Raw genomic sequence first — 17,438 nt, 5'->3', positions numbered from 1 at the left:
GATATGGATGGATATTTGTTCCGATATTATAAGAACCATGCCGCCATATTTGTTCTCTGTTTTTCAGCAAAAGAAAGAAGAACTAGTGAAAAAAGGAGTAGATGTGATCGATTTGGGGATCGGGGCGCCCGATTTACCGCCGCCTGCTTTTGTTATTGAGAAATTAAAGGAAGAGCTGGATAATCCTAAAAATTTTACGTATTCTCCATATGCCGGGTGCCGAGAGTATAGAGAAGCGGTTGCGCTCTTTTATAAACGGGAATATGGCGTAGAGTTAGACCCAGATACAGAAGTGTTGGCATTAATCGGTTCAAAGGAAGGAATTGTTCATTTATTACAGGCGATTCTTCATCCAGGGGAGATTGTATTAGTTCCAGACCCTGGCTATCCGGTTTATAGCACAGCTGTACATTTAGCAAGAGGAAAAATCGTTCGTTTGCCGCTTGATTCGGAAAACGGATATAAGCCGATTTTTCCGAAAGTTTCTTCTCAAATCTATCGGGATGCGAAATTGCTGTTTTTAAACTATCCCAGCAATCCAACGGCTGCGACTGTCGAAATCGACACGTTTGCTGAGGCGGTTTCGGTTGCGAAACGATATCGTATTTTCATTGCTCATGATTCAGCTTATTCTTTTGTTACGTTTCAAGGATTTAAAGCTCCAAGCATTTTGCAAGTAAATGGGGCAAAAGAAGTAGCGGTGGAGTTTGGTTCGTTATCGAAAAGTTACAATATGGCCGGTTGCCGAATCGGGTATATTGTTGGAAACCGCGATATGATTAAAGCGCTGTCGATTATCAAAAGCAATATTGATACTTGCCAGTTTATTCCGGTCCAAAAAGCGGCGGCGGCAGCGTTAACAAGCGATCATGAAGCGGTCAAAAAAAACAATCGAATATATGAACAGCGGATGAATATGATGGTAAAAGCTTTGCGCTCGCTTGGCATAAATGTTCATCCCCCGAAGGCGACGTTTTTCCTATGGATACCTGTTTTAAAAGGATACTCTTCTGCACAGTTTGCAACCAAATTGCTGGAAGAAGCGGGAGTAATTGTCACGCCAGGAACAGCGTTCGGTCCATCAGGAGAAGGATATGTTCGGTTATCGCTTTCCGTTTCGGCTGAGCGGTTGCAACAAGTGGCTGACCGACTCAAACAAGTAAATTGGGAGGAGTAGAAGCGGTGAAACAGGAAAAGAGAAAAATTACGGCTGCAAAGGCGATTGTCCATTATTTGAAAACGGAAGAAATTTCCCATGTGTTTTGCGTGCCGGGAGAAAGTTATTTGCCGCTAATGGACGCTATTTTTGATGAACCATCCATTCATCTGATCTCCGCCCGTCATGAAGGAGGCGCCTCTTTTATGGCGGAAGGATATGCAAAAGCAACAGGAAAGCCAGGGGTTGTGCTGGCGACAAGAGGTGTTGGAGGCGCGAATTTGGCGATTGGCGTTCATACGGCAAAACAAGATTCGACTCCAATGGTCGTTTTTTTAGGCCAAGTGCAAAGCGATTTTCGCGGCAGAGAAGGGTTCCAAGAAGTAGACTTAGAGCAATTTTTCCAACCGATTGCGAAATGGACGGTGGAAATCAATGATGCAAAACGAATACCGGAGCTTGTTCAACGGGCATTTCGCGTTGCACAAACGGGAAGACCAGGTCCTGTCGTTGTATCGCTTCCGGAAGATATATTCCATGAAGAAATAGATGAATTTGTTTTTTCAAAAATGACCGTTCCGAAACCTGCTCCGAATCAAATAGATATTTTGCGTGTTCAAGAAGTCTTACAAAAAGCAGAAAGACCTATCATTATTGCCGGTGGGGGCGTGAAACTTTCGAAAGCGGAACGAGAATTGCTTTTGTTTGCTGAGAAGTTTGCGATACCTGTTTCTGCCTCTTTCCGCAGGCATGATGTATTTCCAAACGATCACCCATTATATGTTGGACATCTCGGTTTAGGAACGTCAAAAGGGATTATTGAGACAGTAAAACAAGCGGACGTCATTATTGCGATTGGAACGAGATTATCGGAAGTGACGACACAAGACTACCGCTTGCTATCAGCAGGACAAACGCTGATTCATATTGATATCGATGCAAATGAATTGGGAAAAGTATACCCGCCAACAGTGGCAATCATGGCTGATTGCAAGGAAGCGCTTTCGAAATTATTGGAAATCAATATTCAACCGTCTTGGCGTGACTGGGCAACATCGAGACGAAAAATATACGAACAAGCATCAACACTCTCAATGGAAAAACGAAATGTGAATGAATCCGTGATTGCTAGTCTACAAGAACATTTGCCGCAAGGTGCGATCATCACCAATGATGCAGGAAATTTTGCTGGTTGGCTGCATTCCTTTTTTCAATTTACGGAAAAACATACGTATATCGGCCCTACTTCCGGAGCGATGGGATATGGCATGCCGGCCGCCATTGGCGCCAAGTTGGCATATCCGGATCGTGTAGTAGTTTCTCTATCGGGAGACGGCGGTTTTATGATGACCGTTCAAGAGTTAGAAACAGCTGCTAGATATCATGTTCCTATCATTAGCATTGTGTTTAATAACAGCATGTACGGGACGATTCGCATGCATCAAGAGCTCCGTTTCCCAAAGCGAGTGATCGGCACAGATTTAGGAACGGTTTCCTTTGCCGAATTAGCCAAATGTTTCAATGCAAATGGCATTCGGGTCGAAACGGAAGGGGAATTTACTGATGCCCTCATTCAGGCGCTGCAAGAAGCGAAACCGACTGTTATTGAAATAATGACGGATCCAAATCAAATTTCTGTCACCACAACAATTGAACAATTGCGGAAACGGGCGAATTCTATGTAAATAGCTTGATTTAATTAATAGCAACCATCATGGATGCATAAGTTTTTAATAGAAAATAAAGAACAAGGAGGAACTCCGTTGATGAAAGTATTGAATTTTATTAATGGTGAGTGGAAAGAATCGAGCAGCAAACAATTCGCTCCCGTCATTAATCCGGCGACAGGAGATACGATTGGAGAAGTGGCAGTTTCGCTCGAAGCGGATGTAGATGCAGCGGTAAAAGCGGCAAAGGCTGCGCAAAAAAAGTGGGCGCTTGAACCCGCGCCGAAACGCGCCGAAGTGTTATATAAAGTAGGATATTTGTTGAAGGAACGAAAAGAACAATTAGCAAGAATGTTAACCATGGAAATGGGAAAAGTCATTGAAGAAGCTCGCGGAGAAGTACAGGAAGGAATTGATATGGCGTTTTATATGGCGGGAGAGGGAAGACGATTATTCGGAGATACGACTCCTTCCGAATTAAAAGATAAATTTGCGATGAGTGTCCGTGCCCCTGTAGGAGTCGTTGGCATTATTACTCCATGGAACTTTCCGATTGCGATCGCCACATGGAAATCGTTCCCTGCCATTGTAGCCGGTAATGCCGTCGTTTGGAAGCCAGCGTTGGAAACGCCGTTTATGGCGCAGGAATTAGCAAAAATTTTTGAAGAAGCTGGATTGCCAAAAGGAGTATTTAATGTCGTCAATGGTGACGGTCCGACAACGGGGAACGCGCTTGTCGAACATCCTGATGTACGGGTGATTTCCTTTACCGGATCCAATGAAGTAGGCAGAAAAATTGCGGAAAAATGCGGCCGAAGCTTGAAAAAAGTGTCACTCGAAATGGGCGGAAAAAATGCGGTGATCGTGATGGACGATGCGGACTTATCTTTAGCGGTAGAAGGAATTTTATGGAGCGCTTTTGGCACTTCCGGACAAAGATGTACCGCGTGCAGCCGAATTATTGCCCATGAAAGTATAAAAAAAGAATTAGAAAATAGACTGCTAGAGGCGATGCGAACTCTAACAATCGGGAATGGCTTAGATGAAAATGTAAAAGTTGGACCAGTCATCAATGAAAAAGCGTTGCAAAAAATTGACCAATACGTGCAAATCGGTAAAGAAGAAGGAGCAAAACTATTGACGGGTGGATACATTTTACAAGAAGGAGAATATAACAAAGGATACTATTACGCTCCGACGCTCTTTACGGATGTAACGCCAAATATGCGGATCGCGCGGGAGGAAATTTTCGGTCCAGTCGCTTCCATTATTCCTGTGAAAAGCTTAGAAGAGGCAATTGAAGTGAACAATAGTGTTGACTACGGATTATCTAGCTCTATTTTTACACGGGATGTTAACAAAGTGTTTGTAGCGATGCGTGATTTAGATACGGGGATTGTATACGTGAACGCAGGCACGACAGGGGCGGAAATTCATTTGCCGTTTGGCGGAACGAAAGGAACGGGAAACGGCCATCGCGATTCCGGTGTAGCGGCGTTAGACGTATTTACAGAATGGAAAAGTATCTATATTGATTTCAGCGGTAAATTGCAGCGGGCGCAAATCGATATTGACGAATAATGAATTCATCTGCGAAAGAATAGGGGGGCAAATGCCATGAAAGCGTTGGTTCTTGGAGCAGGACTGATGGGAAAAGAAGCAGCACGCGATTTAGTGCAAAGTGAAGCGGTTTCTTCCGTCACCATAGCAGATGTCGATATAAAAAAAGCGGAGCGAGTTTGCCAGCAGTTATATTCTAGTAAAATCGAGGCCAAACAAGTCGATGCATCGAATGAAAGAAAGCTAGCGGCATTAATGAGCGAACACGATGTTGTCATTAATGCGCTATTTTATACTTTTAACGAAATCGTGGCGAAAACAGCTGTTCAAGTCGGCGTCCATTCCGTTGATTTAGGCGGACATATCGGCCATATTACGGATCGCATTTTACAATTGCATGAGAAAGCAAAACAAGCTGGTGTGACGATCATTCCTGACTTAGGAGTGGCACCGGGAATGATTAACATTTTATCTGGTTACGGAGCAAGCAAACTAGATGAATTGAAATCAATTAAACTATACGTCGGCGGGATTCCTGTGCGTCCGGAGCCTCCGTTAGAATACAACCATGTCTTTTCACTGGAAGGATTGTTCGATCATTATACGGACCCGTCTCTCATCATCCGGGATGGACGGAAGCAAGAAATCCCATCTTTATCAGAGATTGAAACAATCTACTTTGATAGGTTCGGGCCGCTAGAAGCATTTCATACATCAGGAGGAACATCCACGTTATCTTATTCCTATCCGCAATTAGAATGTTTAGAATATAAGACGATCCGCTATCCAGGCCATGCGGAAAAATTTAAGTTGCTCGTCGATTTAAATTTAACAAGAAATGACTACGAGGTGGAAGTGAAAGGGCAAAAAGTGAAGCCGCGAGACGTGCTTTTAGCAACATTATCCCCGCTTTTAGACTTAAAAGATAAAGAGGATGTCGTCTTGTTAAGGGTGATTGTCGGAGGAATAAAAAATAATAAAGAAACGATTTTTGAATATGAAACGGTCACATTTAAAGATCGAAAAAAGAATATTACCGCAATGGCGCGGACAACAGCGAATACGATTTCGGTCGTTGCACAAATGATTGGAAACGGAATCATCGAAAAACGAGGTGTTTACCCGCCAGAACAAATCGTTCTGGGTGACATCTACATCAAGGAAATGGCAAAGCGCGGCGTTGTTATCAAAGAGAAACGATATGTAAAGTGATAAAAAAAGGCTGCTTTTAGGTGGAAAAATCTCAACTAAAAGCAGTCTTCATTGTGATCCGTATGGCGCATCGATTTGTGGCGTTTCGATAAACTCCACAATATATTCCGGATGTTCGCCGAAGCGAATTGGCCGATAAGTGCGCAATTGCGGATTTAGCACCCGTTCGTAGCGGTCAAATAAAAATTTTTCGTTCCTGTTCCGATTTCCACCACACCGGAGATTACATTCACACTTCCATCCGGATTGAATGTTAAAATGGCTCCGGAGCTCGCATCCGTGTCAATCGTTGACGTTTTCCATGCGCAGCTGATGCCTTTTGCCCGTACGGTATAAGCGTCGATTTCGATGCGCTGCCATTCGTCCCATTTCATTAGCTCGCGCAAACGATCGAGGCAGGCCGGCAAATTGCCGACATTGCTTCGGTTTAATCACACTTGTGTCGGGGTCGTGTGGCCGGGGCGAATCGCGTTTTTTCGCCGTAATTCCCATTTGTCCATACCTAGCTTTTCGGCAAGCAAGTCGATGGCCCGTTCGATGGCAAAAGCTTGTTCGCTATGGCCGAAGCCGCGAAATGGGGTGGCATACGGATGATTCGTATACACGCATAATGAATCACACCACACATTTTCGATATGGTACGGTCCTGTGCAATCCACAGCGGCGGCGCGGCTGACGTCAATTGCTTTATCGGAATAGGCGCCGCCGTCAAACAAAAACAAAATTGACAAAAATAAAAAGGCTAGCATTCCGCCTAAAACGGAAATGCTAGCTTCTTTCATCGGTGGATTTGTCTGTATTTATTTTTCGCTGCGTAAGTCGTCCGGCTCGTTTAGCGGCTTCGCGCAATAGAAATTCGATATGTGCATTGACGCTGCGAAATTCATCGTGTGCCCACCTCTCAATGACTTCGTATAAGGCTGGATCGATTCGTAAGGGGAAACTTTTCTTTTTTGCCATAGCACTCCACAACCGTTAATATAGACTTCCGGTATTGATCACCGGTTGGGTCGCGCGTTCGGATATGATGGCGACCATTAAATTGTTAACCATGTTTGCTTTTCGTTCATCATCTAACTCTAAAATTCCTTCTTTGTCAAGTTGCTCGATCGCCATTTGCGCCATGGAGACAGCACCTTCGACAATTTTCTTTCTTGCCGCTAAAATCGCGGCTGCTTGTTGCCGTTGCAACATCGCGCTTGCAATTTCTGGAGAGTAGGCGAGATGAGTAAGGCGAGCTTCGATGACTTCCACTCCGGCTACTTTTAGGCGCTCTTGCAACTCGTTGGCAAGGACATCGGAAATAATATCTGCATTGCCTCGTAATGTGATTTCATCATCATCGGTAAAGGTATCATAAGGATATTTCGTCGCAACATGGCGAATGGCTGCCTCACTTTGAATCTCTACAAACTCTTCATAGTTATCTACATCAAAAACTGCTTTTGCGGAATCAATGACCCGAAATACAATAACAGCGGCAATTTCGATAGGGTTGCCTTGAACATCGTTTACTTTTAATTTTTTGCTGGTAAAATTACGGACGCGCAAAGAAACTTTTTGCCGAATCGTAAACGGGATGGTAAGAAACAGTCCGCTATCGCGAATCGTACCTAAATAGCGGCCAAAGAAAATTAACACTTTTGCTTGGTTCGGCTGAACAATGGTGATGCCGCTGGCCAACACGATGGCGGCAACAACGAATAGAGCGGCAATAATGACTAGCTGCTGAAGCAAACTAATAATCGCCACTGCCACTAATACAGCAATACCAATAATCCCAGCAAACCCGTTCATATACCATGCCTTTGTTTCCTTCATGAGCATCGCTCCTTTAACATCAATTTTATATCAATATGATATCATATTTTGAAATAAATGTAAATTTATTTTTGTGCTCTTTTATTACAAAGTTATTGGTTATATATTTCAGAATTAGATAACTTTTTTTAATAAGGCGGTTTGCTTGTTGCGATTTTTGAGAAGTTGCTGATAGGGAGCATTTGCGGTAAGATGAAAGAAAAAGGGGAAAAAGTTAGTTTCAGAAAAGGAGAAGAGGTGCGTTTATTTGACAATATCTTCGGAAGCGCTGTTGGCATTATTGAAGATTATAGCGATTGATATCATTTTATCCGGTGATAATGCGGTTGTCATTGCGATGGCGACGCGCAAGTTGCCGAAGCACCAGCAAAATAAAGCGATTTTTTGGGGGACAGGCGGGGCTGTTTTCTTGCGTATTTTATTTGCGGCAATCATAGTATTTTTATTAAAAATTCCGTTTGTCCATTTAGCAGGCGGGTTGTTATTGCTTTGGATTGCTTATAAAGTGCTTCTTGAACAAGAAGAAGAGACGCATATTCAGTCATCAGACCGCCTTTTCAAAGCCATTATGACGATTATTGTCGCCGATGCGGTGATGAGTTTGGACAACGTCGTTGCAATAGCAGGGGCATCGGAAGGACATATCGGCATGATTGCGTTTGGAGTGGCGATCAGTATTCCGATTATGATTTTCGGGTCAAAAGCAATTGTGAAAGTCATGGAAAAATATCGCTGGATCGCTTATGTCGGATCTGGGATTTTGGCATGGACAGGCGGAAAAATGATGATGGAAGACGAAGGGTTTATGCAGCTTCTTCATTTCCGCGAAGGAACGTTAACGTATGCTGTTAGCGCTGGATTAACGATTTTCGTGTTAGCTGCTGGATATATAACAAATAAAAGAGCAGAAAGCAAAGAAGGGACCATTGTGTAAACGGAGGGATTTCTCCATTTGGGGATATCCCTTTTTCTTTCATAACTGATTGGTGGTAAAGGAGGAAGGTTGATGAAGGTTCATAATATTTTAGTAACGGGACGGTTATATTCGGAGATGGCAAAGCTATTGCAAGAAAAGGGGGTCAATAAAAATTTTCGTTTTGTTGCTGAAAATGAGGTATGTCGAGACGACTTTTTTTGGGCGGACGCATATGTCGGGTTTCGCCCAGCACCTCGTTTTGAATTTGGCAACATTCGTTGGGTGCATTCTCTCGGAGCAGGCGTCGATTCATTTTTATGGAATAGAGAGTGGAAAGAAGATGTGTTGCTGACAAAGACGGTCGGCTCGTTCGGTAAACAAATTAGCGAATATTGCCTTAGCTATATGCTTCGCGATTTACAATGTCATGACGTTTATGGATGGTACCAATCACAGCGGCAGTGGAAGCCAATTCCCCCGCAGCCATTGCAAAGTCAATGTGTCGTTATTTATGGGACAGGACATATCGGACAGCAGCTGGCTAGTTATTTGGGCATGTTTGGTGTTCAACCGATTGGAATTTCACGAAGCGGGCAGATGAAACCGCATTTTGTTAAAGTATTTCCAACCGATCAAGCGAGCGAAGTGTTGCCGAAAGCCGATTGGGTCATTGCCGCGCTTCCATTGACAAACGAAACGTATCATTTATTTGACGAACAGTTTTTTGCCCTTTTAAATAATGCTAGTTTTATTAACGTGGGCAGGGGGGCAACTGTTGATGAAATGGCATTATGGGATGCGTTGGAAAACCGAAATGTTCGTCTTGCCGTTTTAGATGTCTTCGAAAACGAACCATTGCCGCCTGAATCGCCGTTATGGCAACATCCGAACGTCATCATCACCCCGCATATTTCTGCATTGACATCTGCTGAAGAGGCAGTGGACTGCTTTTTACAAACACTACAGCGAATTGAAGCGAATGAACCGCTTTGCAACAAAGTGGATGTGCAGAAAGGGTATTAAAAACGGGCACGTTCATTCCGGACGTGCCCGTTTATACGTTTATAACGGGTGCGACATGAAAACGTATAAGGCTGGCATCAAAAAGTGCAAAAGAGAAGGCTCCCATCTGCTTCTAAATGGAATGCAGATAGGAGAGGTTTATCGGTCGGTAACGACAATGTAAGTTGCTTTCATCGGGCCGTGCACTCCAACGACTAAGTTCATTTCAATATCGGCAGAGTTGCTTGGTCCGGTGATAAAATTGATGCATGAAGGAATGAGATGCCCTTTTTCGATTTGTTGATGAATGTAAGCGGCAGCTTGGGTCATGCGCGGTACGATCGTGCTTTTCGCGATGATGGCAATATACGTTTTTGGCAGGAAGCTGACGGTGCGCCCTTTTCCATTTCCGCTAAATAGCACGACTGTTCCTGACTCGGCAAGCGTGATATCACTGAATGTAATACCGACGTTTGCCTGTTCGGCATAGTTGATATTTTTTCTGCCGGCAGAAGCGTCCCAAATGTGGACATCAACGTTTTCATTCGGCCATTCGTTGCGCAGTAAGCGGTTAATCCGTATTCATCAAAGCGGGGGTCGTCCCATGTCACACTCGGGCCGCCCCCGTGCTTGGCGACCACTTCCTTTAACGTTTCTTTTAGTTCAACAGCTGTTGTTTCGACGCATTGGGTGTGAATGCGCGGACATTGCGCTTTCAATGCTTCCAATAATTCATCTTGACTATAGCCTTGAAATACGGTCCATTGCGGCTGATGGCGCCAATGCGGCCGGGATACTCCCGATGTGCGCTGATGGCGCCCGAGCCGATTGGCAACGGTTTGCAAAAATTTGTCACGATTATGAATCGTGCCAGTTTGCATCATTTTTCTCCTCCTTTTTGATGTTCGCGAAACCAGTCGCGGAATCGCTCTTTATTTGGTGCAGGAAACTCGCGAATTTCTGTCCACGCTTTCAGCGGTCCTGGCCCTTTGGAAATTCGGTCGTCGTTTGTAAACGGCGTCAAGGCGCTTGGGGCAACTTTAGAACCGAGCTTGTAAAGAAAGGATGAAGATGCGCCTAAACCGAACGCTTTCATCGCCAATTTTTCTGAAATCGGCGCTTTTCCTTCACGCTCGACGATCACTTGACGGTGTTTTAGCAATAATTCATGGAGCGGAATTTTAACTGGGCAAGCTTCCGTGCAGGCCGCGCAAAGGGAAGAGGCGTACGGCAGCTCTTTATAGTCGTCATACCCGCCTAATAACGGGGAAAGAACAGCGCCAATCGGGCCGGAATAAATGGAGCCATACGAATGTCCTCCAATATGGCGGTAAACCGGGCATACGTTGACACAGGCAGCACAGCGAATGCATTGCAATACCGGCTGAAACTCTGTGCCAAGAATGTTGGAGCGGCCGTTATCAACGATGACTAAATGAAATTCTTCCGGGCCGTCCACGTCGCCTTCATCGCGCGGTCCCGTTAATACGGTAATATAGCTCGTTAATTTTTGCCCGACGGCACTCCGCGTTAAAAGGCTGACAAGCACTTCCATTTCTTCAAACGTCGGGACGATGCGCTCCATCCCCATGACGGTGATTTGCGTTTTCGGAAGAGCAGTAACTAAATCGGCGTTTCCTTCATTGGTGACGAGCGTGATCGAGCCGGATTCAGCAATGGCAAAGTTACAGCCGGTGATGCCGATATCGGAGGTTAAGTATTCATGACGGAGCATTTTGCGGGCATGAAGCGCAAGCTCTTCCGGTTTTTCTGTTTGCTTGTAGCCGAGTTTTTGGCGAAAGACGTCACGAATTTGTTCTTTATTTTTATGAAGTGCTGGAGCGACGATGTGAGAAGGAGGATCGTGATCGTCCACTTGCAAATGTATTCGCCAAGATCCGTTTCGATGACTTCACAGCCCGCTGCTTCCAACACAGCATTTAAGTTGATTTCCTCCGTCACCATCGATTTCGATTTGACAATTTTTTTCGCGTTTTTTTGGATGACGACATTGCGAATGTAGTTGTTTGCTTCTTCCGCGGTTTGCGCGAAAAAGACGTGTCCTCCGCGTTTGGCAACGTTTTCACTTAATTGCATTAAATAATAATCTAAGTTTTCTAGTGTATGCTGACGAATTTCTTCCCCGAGCGAGCGCCACTCTTCCCAGTTCCCAAGCTCTTCGGCCGCTTCGAGACGTCTTGTATGCAGCCGCTCTTGCGCTCCTGCAACAGCGCCGCGCATAAACATGTTGTGAAGATTTGTTTCGACTCGTTCGTGGAAATTTGCATCGCCAATTTTCATCGGCATGTGGGGGTCCCTCCTTTTATCGGCTGTTTAGCACTTCAGCGATGTGCATTACTTTGATTGGCTTCCCTTGCCGCTCTATGCGTCCGCCAATGTTCATTAAGCAGCCGCAGTCGGCTCCGATTAGATAATCTGCATTTACTTCTTCGATATGTTCAATTTTTTCATCCACCATTTGTTCGGAAATCGTTCCCATTTTTACAGAAAACGTTCCACCGAACCCGCAGCACTGATAGGCATTCGGCAATGGAACAAGTTCCAATCCCTTTACATTTTTTAGAAGCTTAAAAGGCGCTTCTTTGACGCCGAGCAGACGTGTCATATGGCACGAGGTATGATAAGTGGCGCGTCCCTGAAATTTAGCGCCGACGTCCTCCACCTTCAACACGTCGACGATGAATTGGGTGAGTTCATACGTTTTATCAGCGAGTGCTTTCGCCTTCGATTCCCATTCGCGATCTCCTTGGAAAACGCGTGGATATTCTTTCAACATGGTTGCGCATGAGCCGGAAGGAGTGACGACATAATCGGCATGTTCAAACGTGCGAATCATATGTTTCATTGCTTCTTTTGCTTCTTTTACATAACCGCTGTTATAGGCTGGCTGACCACAGCATGTTTGCGCCTCCGGAAAGTCAATTTCGCACCCTAATCGCTCCAATAGTTCTACCGTTGCTTTTCCAGCATTAGTATAGAATAAATCGATGAGGCAGGTGGCGAATAACGAAACTTTCATTATGAATCCCCTTCCCAGTAGCATATTAGGTGAGCAGGTCATCTGATGACTTTGTATAATAATTATATACCATTTTCAGTGATGAAAGGTATTCTTTTATGAAAATTTGAAAAATCAAGCACTTTTTTTTAAATTTATAAAAAAAAATAAATGCCCGGCTGTTTTGCCGGGCGATTATCGAGAATATATATATTTGCGCAGTACATTTTCCACGTTGGTTAAATGCTGAAGCATTCGCTCTTGCGCGGCATCGGCGTTTTTTTCTTTTATTGCTTTAAAAATTTCGGTATGTTCTTGCAGCAGTTTTTCCGTGGTTGTTTGCTTAGAGAACAGCCAAATACGCCGGGTTTCCCGCATCGTTTCGATCATCATTTCCGATACACTGTTCATTAAGCTGACTAAAATCGGATTGTGGGAGGCGGCCGCAACTGCCATATGAAAAGCGAGATCCGCTTTTTCCCCAAGCTCATCGTTTCCGATTCCTTCCCTCATTTCATGAAGAGCTTGTTCCATCGCTGCTAAATCGTCATCTGTCCGTTTTTCTGCAGCTAAAGAGGCAGCGCCTACTTCCAACAGTTTGCGCACTTCAAGTAAGTGCCAAATATCTTCTTTATTCATTAATACCGCAATGGAAAGAGGAAAGGAAATCGTTGCTGGATCAAATTCTCGGACATAGGTGCCTTCTCCTTGCTTTAATTCGATGAGCCCCATTGCTTTTAAAGCAGTTAGCGCTTCACGAATGGCGGCTCGTCCCACTTGAAACTTCTCAGCCAGTTGCTGAACAGAGTCCAATTTATCTCCAGGTTTTAATACACCGGTCTTGATCATATGAAAAATTGCTTCCGCTACTTCTTCGTAAATCTTTTTCGTTTTAATTTGTTTAAATTCCAATGTATTCACCTCGATATAAGTCCTAACTTGATGATACACGTTTTGAATTATTTCTGCTAACGGAAAGGTCAGCTACATTTGTTATTTAGCATTGGATGTTCAATAAAAAAGCAAATGGGAAAGGAACTGACGTTGTTTATTATTATAATACACGGAATGAGACGGTAATAAGAAATCTTCTCTCTTCAAAAAATGCTTTATAAAACTAAAGATTTAGAAAATTAAAAAACCATATTGCATTTTTGGCTCATCATCTTCTATAATTTGACTCAGAACAGTATTTTATTATCCGGTCATCTGATGACTTGATGGGTGAATTGTCAGCTACAACAATGTGAGAACAAGAGAAAAAATTAACAAAATATAGGAGGAGTGTTGATGCAGTGGAAACAAGATTTTACGCCAATTGCTGATCATCTTTGGTTATCAGCTGTTGTAGCACTTATTCCAATTTTATATTTTTTCTGGGCTCTGGCTATCAAGCGGATGAAGGGCCATATAGCTGGAGTTACCACCTTGCTTCTTGCTTTAGCAATTTCTGTAATCGCTTACAGGATGCCGGCCGGAATGGCAGTGATGTCGATAACACAAGGAGCCGTTTATGGATTATTGCCAATTGGATGGATTATTATCACTTCCGTTTTTTTGTATAAACTGACAGTTAAATCCGGCCAGTTTGATATTATTCGCAACTCCGTGTTGTCGATCACGGAAGACCGTCGTCTGCAAGCATTGTTGATAGCGTTCTCATTTGGGGCGTTTCTTGAGGGAGCAGCTGGATTTGGGGCGCCGGTAGCTATTTCTGCAGCACTGCTTGTCGGCTTAGGATTCAATCCGTTGTATGCAGCGGGAATTTGCTTAATTGCCAACACAGCTCCAGTTGCCTTTGGGGCGATCGGAATTCCGATTACTGCGATGGAAGGGCCAACTGGTATTCCGGCGATGGAAATTTCGAAAATGGTAGGGCGGCAATTGCCTTTCTTATCGGTATTGATTCCGTTTTATCTTGTCCTTATTATGGCTGGATGGAAAAAAACAGTGGAGGTATTACCGGCGATCATTGTGTCAGGGGCCTCCTTTGCGATTACGCAATATGTTAGCTCTAACTTTTTAGGTCCTGAACTTCCGGACATTTTATCGGCTTTAGTTTCGATGTTTGCACTCGCCGTCTTTTTAAGGTATTGGAAGCCAAAAAGCACGTATCGTTTTTCAACGGAATCCGAAGTGGCAGCAGCAGCCCAAGCAAATAAAGCTGCCTATACAAGCGGGGAAGTATTTAAGGCATGGTCTCCATTTTTAGTGCTAACCGCATTCATTTCCCTCTGGGGAATTCCGCAAGTGAAAGCGGCTTTGACAGGACATTACGAGGGAACGAATGGGCTGTTAAAGCTAGTCAACGCAATTGGTTATCAGCTGACATTTATGCCGGAAGTACCGGGATTGAACAATAAAATCATTAATGCAAGCGGCCAGCCGATTGCGGCAGTATATAAACTAGAACTGCTCGGCGCAGCCGGTACAGCTATTTTGTTGGCTGCGGTGGTAACCAAATTTATTATAAAAATGTCTTGGAAAGATTGGGGAAGTACGTTTATCGAAACATTAAATGAATTAAAGTTTCCAATTGTTACGATTGCTTCGGTTGTCGGTTTTGCATATGTAACAAACGCCTCCGGTATGAGCACGACGCTTGGGATGGCCTTAGCGAAGACAAATTTCTTATTCCCGTTTTTCTCCCCGTTTTTAGGATGGCTCGGCGTATTTATTACTGGTTCCGATACGTCCTCGAACTTACTGTTTGCCAATTTACAAAAAGTGACGGCGACTTCCATTGGCATGGATCCTGTTTTAGCGCTAGCAGCGAACTCTTCCGGCGGGGTTGTCGGAAAAATGATTTCGCCGCAATCGATTGCGGTAGCCTGCGCGGCCGTCGGATTAACCGGAAAAGAATCCGATTTATTCCGATTTACGGTGAAGCATAGTATTTTCCTAATTATTTTGATTGGTATACTCGTATTTTTGCAATCTAATATTTTATCGTGGATGATTCCATAATAACGTTTGTAGAGAGGGACGGTGCCTAGTGGACTAAGAGTTGCGAAAAAAGGCGCATTCATAAAACATTATAACAGTTATGACAAACAAAGGACTCTTGTCCGGTGCATAAAAAACCCCCGCATTATTCTATATGCGGGGGTTTTTAGTGAAAAGACTCTTTACGGAACGGAAGTGATAAGCTTTTGAATCGTACTGAGTGCTTTTCCCGTTCCGATTGCTACTGCTTCAAGCGGGTTCGGAGCAGTATGGACTGGAACATGCAATTCTGAACTTAGCCATTTCTCGATTCCGTGAAGAAGGGCGACGCCGCCGGTTAAGACGATGCCGTGGTCAATAATATCGCCGCTAAGTTCCGCAGGACATTCTTCGAGCACAGTTCGAATCGCGCTAAGAATTTGTGAAAGCGATTCTTCCATCGCTTTTTGCACTTCTGTAGAACTCAATGGAACGGCTTTAAGAAAACCGGTCACTAAATCACGGCCATGAATGGTCATTGTTTTTTCTTCATGAGCAATTGGTGCATGGCCAATTTCGATTTTAATTCGTTCCGCTGTCTGCTCGCCAATGAGCAAGTTATAATGTTGCCTTACGTATTGAATAATATCCTCGTCGAGTTGATTGCCGCCGATGCGAAGCGACTGGCATGCGACAACTCCGCCGAGAGAAATAATCGCTGCCTCTGTTTTGCCGGCTCCCAAATTAACAACGACATTTGCCACTGGCTCATCTACTGGCAAGTCGGCGCCGATCGCCGCAGCGATTGGCTCCTCGAGTAAATATACTTGTTTGGCACCGCAATGTTTTGCTAATTCATAAAAAGAGCGGCGTTCTACGGAAGTAGAATGAAATGGAATGCTAATGACAACATTTGGTTTTTTAATGGAAAAACCGATGCGCTTGCTAGCGAGCTTAAACACTTGTTTTAGCATTGTTGTCGTTTTGTCAAAATCTGCAATAACACCATGTTTTAATGGATATATTGTTTCAACATTATTAGGTGTTTTACCGATCATCATTTTTGCTTCCGTTCCAATGGTGAGCACTTCATTCGTTTGGACGTCGAAAGCGATCACCGCTGGTTCGTTAAAGACAATTCCTTTATTTTTACTATATAGCAGTATATTCATCGTTCCTAGGTCGATTCCAATCTCCGACGAACCGAACATTGTCAACACCTGCCTTTAATATACTTAAAAAATCTACCGAAAGAAGTAAAAAAAGCATAACTATAAGTTCACACATATATAACTTTCGACTTATTTCTCACATTTATGACTATAAAATGACGAAATGTATCAATTGTTAAGTTTCTCCACATAAATGAACATTAGAAAAAAATTTTTTTATTTTCATGTATAAAATAACAAAAAAGGGGGAATAAATAGTAGCGAAAAGTTTTCCAAGTATTCCCCCGATCCCCTATGAATATATAGAACGCCCTCCTAATAAAGGAGGGCACTTTTTTTGGAAAATGAAAAACTCTCCTACATATCAAGTATGTTTACTTAATATGCCAGAGAGTTTTTCATGCTTCCCTTATAACCGTTTTGCTCCAACATATTTTGACTTCCAATATGAATTATTTAAACTGTCAATTTTTACTCCTTTGGATGTAGCATGAATAATTTGGTTGTTCCCGATGTAAATTGCTACATGAGAAACGCCTGTTTTGGTTTTAGATGTATTAAAGAACACTAGGTCGCCTGTACGTAAGTTTGATTTATGTACCGTTTTTCCTTTTTGATACATTTGTTTGGAAGTGCGCGGTAAAATTTTTCCGATTTTTTTATGTGTATAGTAGACAAATCCCGAACAATCAAATCCTTTTGGTGTTGTCCCGCCATATCTGTATGGAGTGCCGATCAGTTTTTTCGCTTCAGTGATCAGTAATTTTGAGTTTCCAGCTGCTTCCGTACTAGAAGTGTTTGTAAATAAGGAAGAAAACATAACTAAAAAAGATAGTGAAACTAATGCGATGAATTTTTTCATTTTCCGTAAACCCCCGACAACAATTTTTCCAATTCGACTTTCCATGGCTATAGTATAACAAAGGAATTACCGCTGTTCTTTTACAGTTGAATTAAATAATATTACAGAAAAGTTACAAATATGTGA

The 17,438-nt window shown here is 43.4% G+C and carries 13 protein-coding genes and 3 pseudogenes; 7 read left to right on the top strand and 9 right to left on the bottom strand.

Going from position 1 to position 17,438, the window contains the following annotated elements; translation table 11 throughout:
• Positions 1 to 7: 7 nt before the first annotated feature.
• The 4 genes from NXM86_RS16120 to NXM86_RS16105 all read left to right on the top strand — a co-directional run bounded on the left by NXM86_RS16120 (position 8) and on the right by NXM86_RS16105 (position 5,595).
• Positions 8 to 1,177, top strand: coding sequence for an aminotransferase class I/II-fold pyridoxal phosphate-dependent enzyme (locus tag NXM86_RS16120; protein ID WP_498958294.1), 1,170 nt, complete (start codon positions 8 to 10; stop codon positions 1,175 to 1,177).
• 5 nt (positions 1,178 to 1,182) lie between these two features.
• Entirely contained in the window at positions 1,183 to 2,841 is a 1,659-nt protein-coding gene (locus tag NXM86_RS16115) for a thiamine pyrophosphate-binding protein (protein WP_498958293.1), read from the top strand.
• An 81-nt stretch (positions 2,842 to 2,922) separates the two neighbouring features.
• Entirely contained in the window at positions 2,923 to 4,404 is a 1,482-nt protein-coding gene (locus NXM86_RS16110; protein ID WP_498959055.1) for an aldehyde dehydrogenase family protein, read from the top strand.
• Between the two features lie 36 nt (positions 4,405 to 4,440).
• Positions 4,441 to 5,595, top strand: coding sequence for a saccharopine dehydrogenase family protein (locus NXM86_RS16105; protein ID WP_498958292.1), 1,155 nt, complete (start codon positions 4,441 to 4,443; stop codon positions 5,593 to 5,595).
• A gap of 188 nt (positions 5,596 to 5,783) precedes the next feature.
• Here the strand turns inward: NXM86_RS16105 and NXM86_RS16100 are convergent.
• The 3 genes and pseudogenes from NXM86_RS16100 to NXM86_RS16090 all read right to left on the bottom strand — a co-directional run.
• A pseudogene (locus tag NXM86_RS16100) lies at positions 5,784 to 6,320 on the bottom strand (molybdopterin cofactor-binding domain-containing protein); the annotation flags it as partial.
• Positions 6,321 to 6,363: 43 nt separating this feature from the next.
• Positions 6,364 to 6,555 (bottom strand): type II toxin-antitoxin system antitoxin, encoded by a 192-nt coding sequence (locus NXM86_RS16095; protein ID WP_498958291.1) that lies wholly within the window; start codon positions 6,553 to 6,555, stop codon positions 6,364 to 6,366.
• 15 nt (positions 6,556 to 6,570) lie between these two features.
• Positions 6,571 to 7,416: an SPFH domain-containing protein gene (locus NXM86_RS16090; RefSeq protein ID WP_498958290.1), complete on the bottom strand. Its 846-nt coding sequence runs from the start codon at positions 7,414 to 7,416 to the stop codon at positions 6,571 to 6,573.
• Positions 7,417 to 7,663: 247 nt separating this feature from the next.
• Here NXM86_RS16090 and NXM86_RS16085 point away from each other — a divergent pair, with 247 nt between their 5' ends.
• Positions 7,664 to 8,350, top strand: coding sequence for a TerC family protein (locus NXM86_RS16085; protein WP_012749123.1), 687 nt, complete (start codon positions 7,664 to 7,666; stop codon positions 8,348 to 8,350).
• Positions 8,351 to 8,422: 72 nt separating this feature from the next.
• Positions 8,423 to 9,355 (top strand): D-2-hydroxyacid dehydrogenase, encoded by a 933-nt coding sequence (locus tag NXM86_RS16080; RefSeq protein ID WP_012749124.1) that lies wholly within the window; start codon positions 8,423 to 8,425, stop codon positions 9,353 to 9,355.
• Positions 9,356 to 9,493: 138 nt separating this feature from the next.
• On the opposite strand, the pseudogene NXM86_RS16075 reads toward NXM86_RS16080, so the two are convergent.
• The 4 genes and pseudogenes from NXM86_RS16075 to NXM86_RS16060 form a co-directional block, all read right to left on the bottom strand.
• Positions 9,494 to 10,215, bottom strand: a pseudogene (locus tag NXM86_RS16075) (LutC/YkgG family protein).
• Positions 10,215 to 11,641, bottom strand: a pseudogene (locus tag NXM86_RS16070) (LutB/LldF family L-lactate oxidation iron-sulfur protein). Before NXM86_RS16070 ends, NXM86_RS16075 begins: the two co-directional pseudogenes overlap by 1 nt.
• Positions 11,642 to 11,657: 16 nt before the next feature.
• Positions 11,658 to 12,374, bottom strand: coding sequence for a (Fe-S)-binding protein (locus NXM86_RS16065; RefSeq protein WP_498958287.1), 717 nt, complete (start codon positions 12,372 to 12,374; stop codon positions 11,658 to 11,660).
• Between the two features lie 174 nt (positions 12,375 to 12,548).
• Positions 12,549 to 13,265 carry a FadR/GntR family transcriptional regulator gene (locus NXM86_RS16060; RefSeq protein ID WP_498958286.1) on the bottom strand — a complete coding sequence of 239 codons (717 nt, stop codon included), beginning with the start codon at positions 13,263 to 13,265 and terminating at the stop codon, positions 12,549 to 12,551.
• A 378-nt stretch (positions 13,266 to 13,643) separates the two neighbouring features.
• Here NXM86_RS16060 and NXM86_RS16055 point away from each other — a divergent pair, with 378 nt between their 5' ends.
• Complete coding sequence (locus tag NXM86_RS16055) at positions 13,644 to 15,320, top strand: L-lactate permease (RefSeq protein WP_498958284.1); 1,677 nt, start codon at positions 13,644 to 13,646, stop codon at positions 15,318 to 15,320.
• 161 nt (positions 15,321 to 15,481) lie between these two features.
• Here NXM86_RS16055 and mreBH read toward each other — a convergent pair whose 3' ends face one another.
• Both mreBH and NXM86_RS16045 read right to left on the bottom strand, forming a co-directional pair.
• Positions 15,482 to 16,489: a rod-share determining protein MreBH gene (gene mreBH, locus NXM86_RS16050; RefSeq protein ID WP_012749130.1), complete on the bottom strand. Its 1,008-nt coding sequence runs from the start codon at positions 16,487 to 16,489 to the stop codon at positions 15,482 to 15,484.
• A 370-nt stretch (positions 16,490 to 16,859) separates the two neighbouring features.
• A complete protein-coding gene (locus NXM86_RS16045; protein WP_498958283.1) occupies positions 16,860 to 17,312 on the bottom strand; it encodes a C40 family peptidase in 453 nt (150 codons plus the stop codon).
• Positions 17,313 to 17,438: the final 126 nt, after the last annotated feature.

Origin of the sequence: Geobacillus sp. CX412, from assembly GCF_027942335.1 — a bacterium.
Taxonomy (GTDB): Bacteria; Bacillota; Bacilli; order Bacillales; family Anoxybacillaceae; genus Parageobacillus_B; species Parageobacillus_B toebii.
The sequence above is the reverse complement of the archived record's forward strand: the minus strand, read 5'-3'. Positions and strand labels throughout refer to the sequence as shown.

Coding starts and splice junctions, on each gene's coding strand:
- mreBH (WP_012749130.1), bottom strand. CDS start 16,489: ATGTTCGGTTCGTCGGAGATTGGAATCGACCTAGGAACGATGAATATA.
- NXM86_RS16105 (WP_498958292.1), top strand. CDS start 4,441: ATGAAAGCGTTGGTTCTTGGAGCAGGACTGATGGGAAAAGAAGCAGCA.
- NXM86_RS16045 (WP_498958283.1), bottom strand. CDS start 17,312: ATGAAAAAATTCATCGCATTAGTTTCACTATCTTTTTTAGTTATGTTT.
- NXM86_RS16065 (WP_498958287.1), bottom strand. CDS start 12,374: ATGAAAGTTTCGTTATTCGCCACCTGCCTCATCGATTTATTCTATACT.
- NXM86_RS16110 (WP_498959055.1), top strand. CDS start 2,923: ATGAAAGTATTGAATTTTATTAATGGTGAGTGGAAAGAATCGAGCAGC.
- NXM86_RS16095 (WP_498958291.1), bottom strand. CDS start 6,555: ATGGCAAAAAAGAAAAGTTTCCCCTTACGAATCGATCCAGCCTTATAC.
- NXM86_RS16090 (WP_498958290.1), bottom strand. CDS start 7,416: ATGAAGGAAACAAAGGCATGGTATATGAACGGGTTTGCTGGGATTATT.
- NXM86_RS16080 (WP_012749124.1), top strand. CDS start 8,423: ATGAAGGTTCATAATATTTTAGTAACGGGACGGTTATATTCGGAGATG.
- NXM86_RS16055 (WP_498958284.1), top strand. CDS start 13,644: ATGCAGTGGAAACAAGATTTTACGCCAATTGCTGATCATCTTTGGTTA.
- NXM86_RS16120 (WP_498958294.1), top strand. CDS start 8: ATGGATATTTGTTCCGATATTATAAGAACCATGCCGCCATATTTGTTC.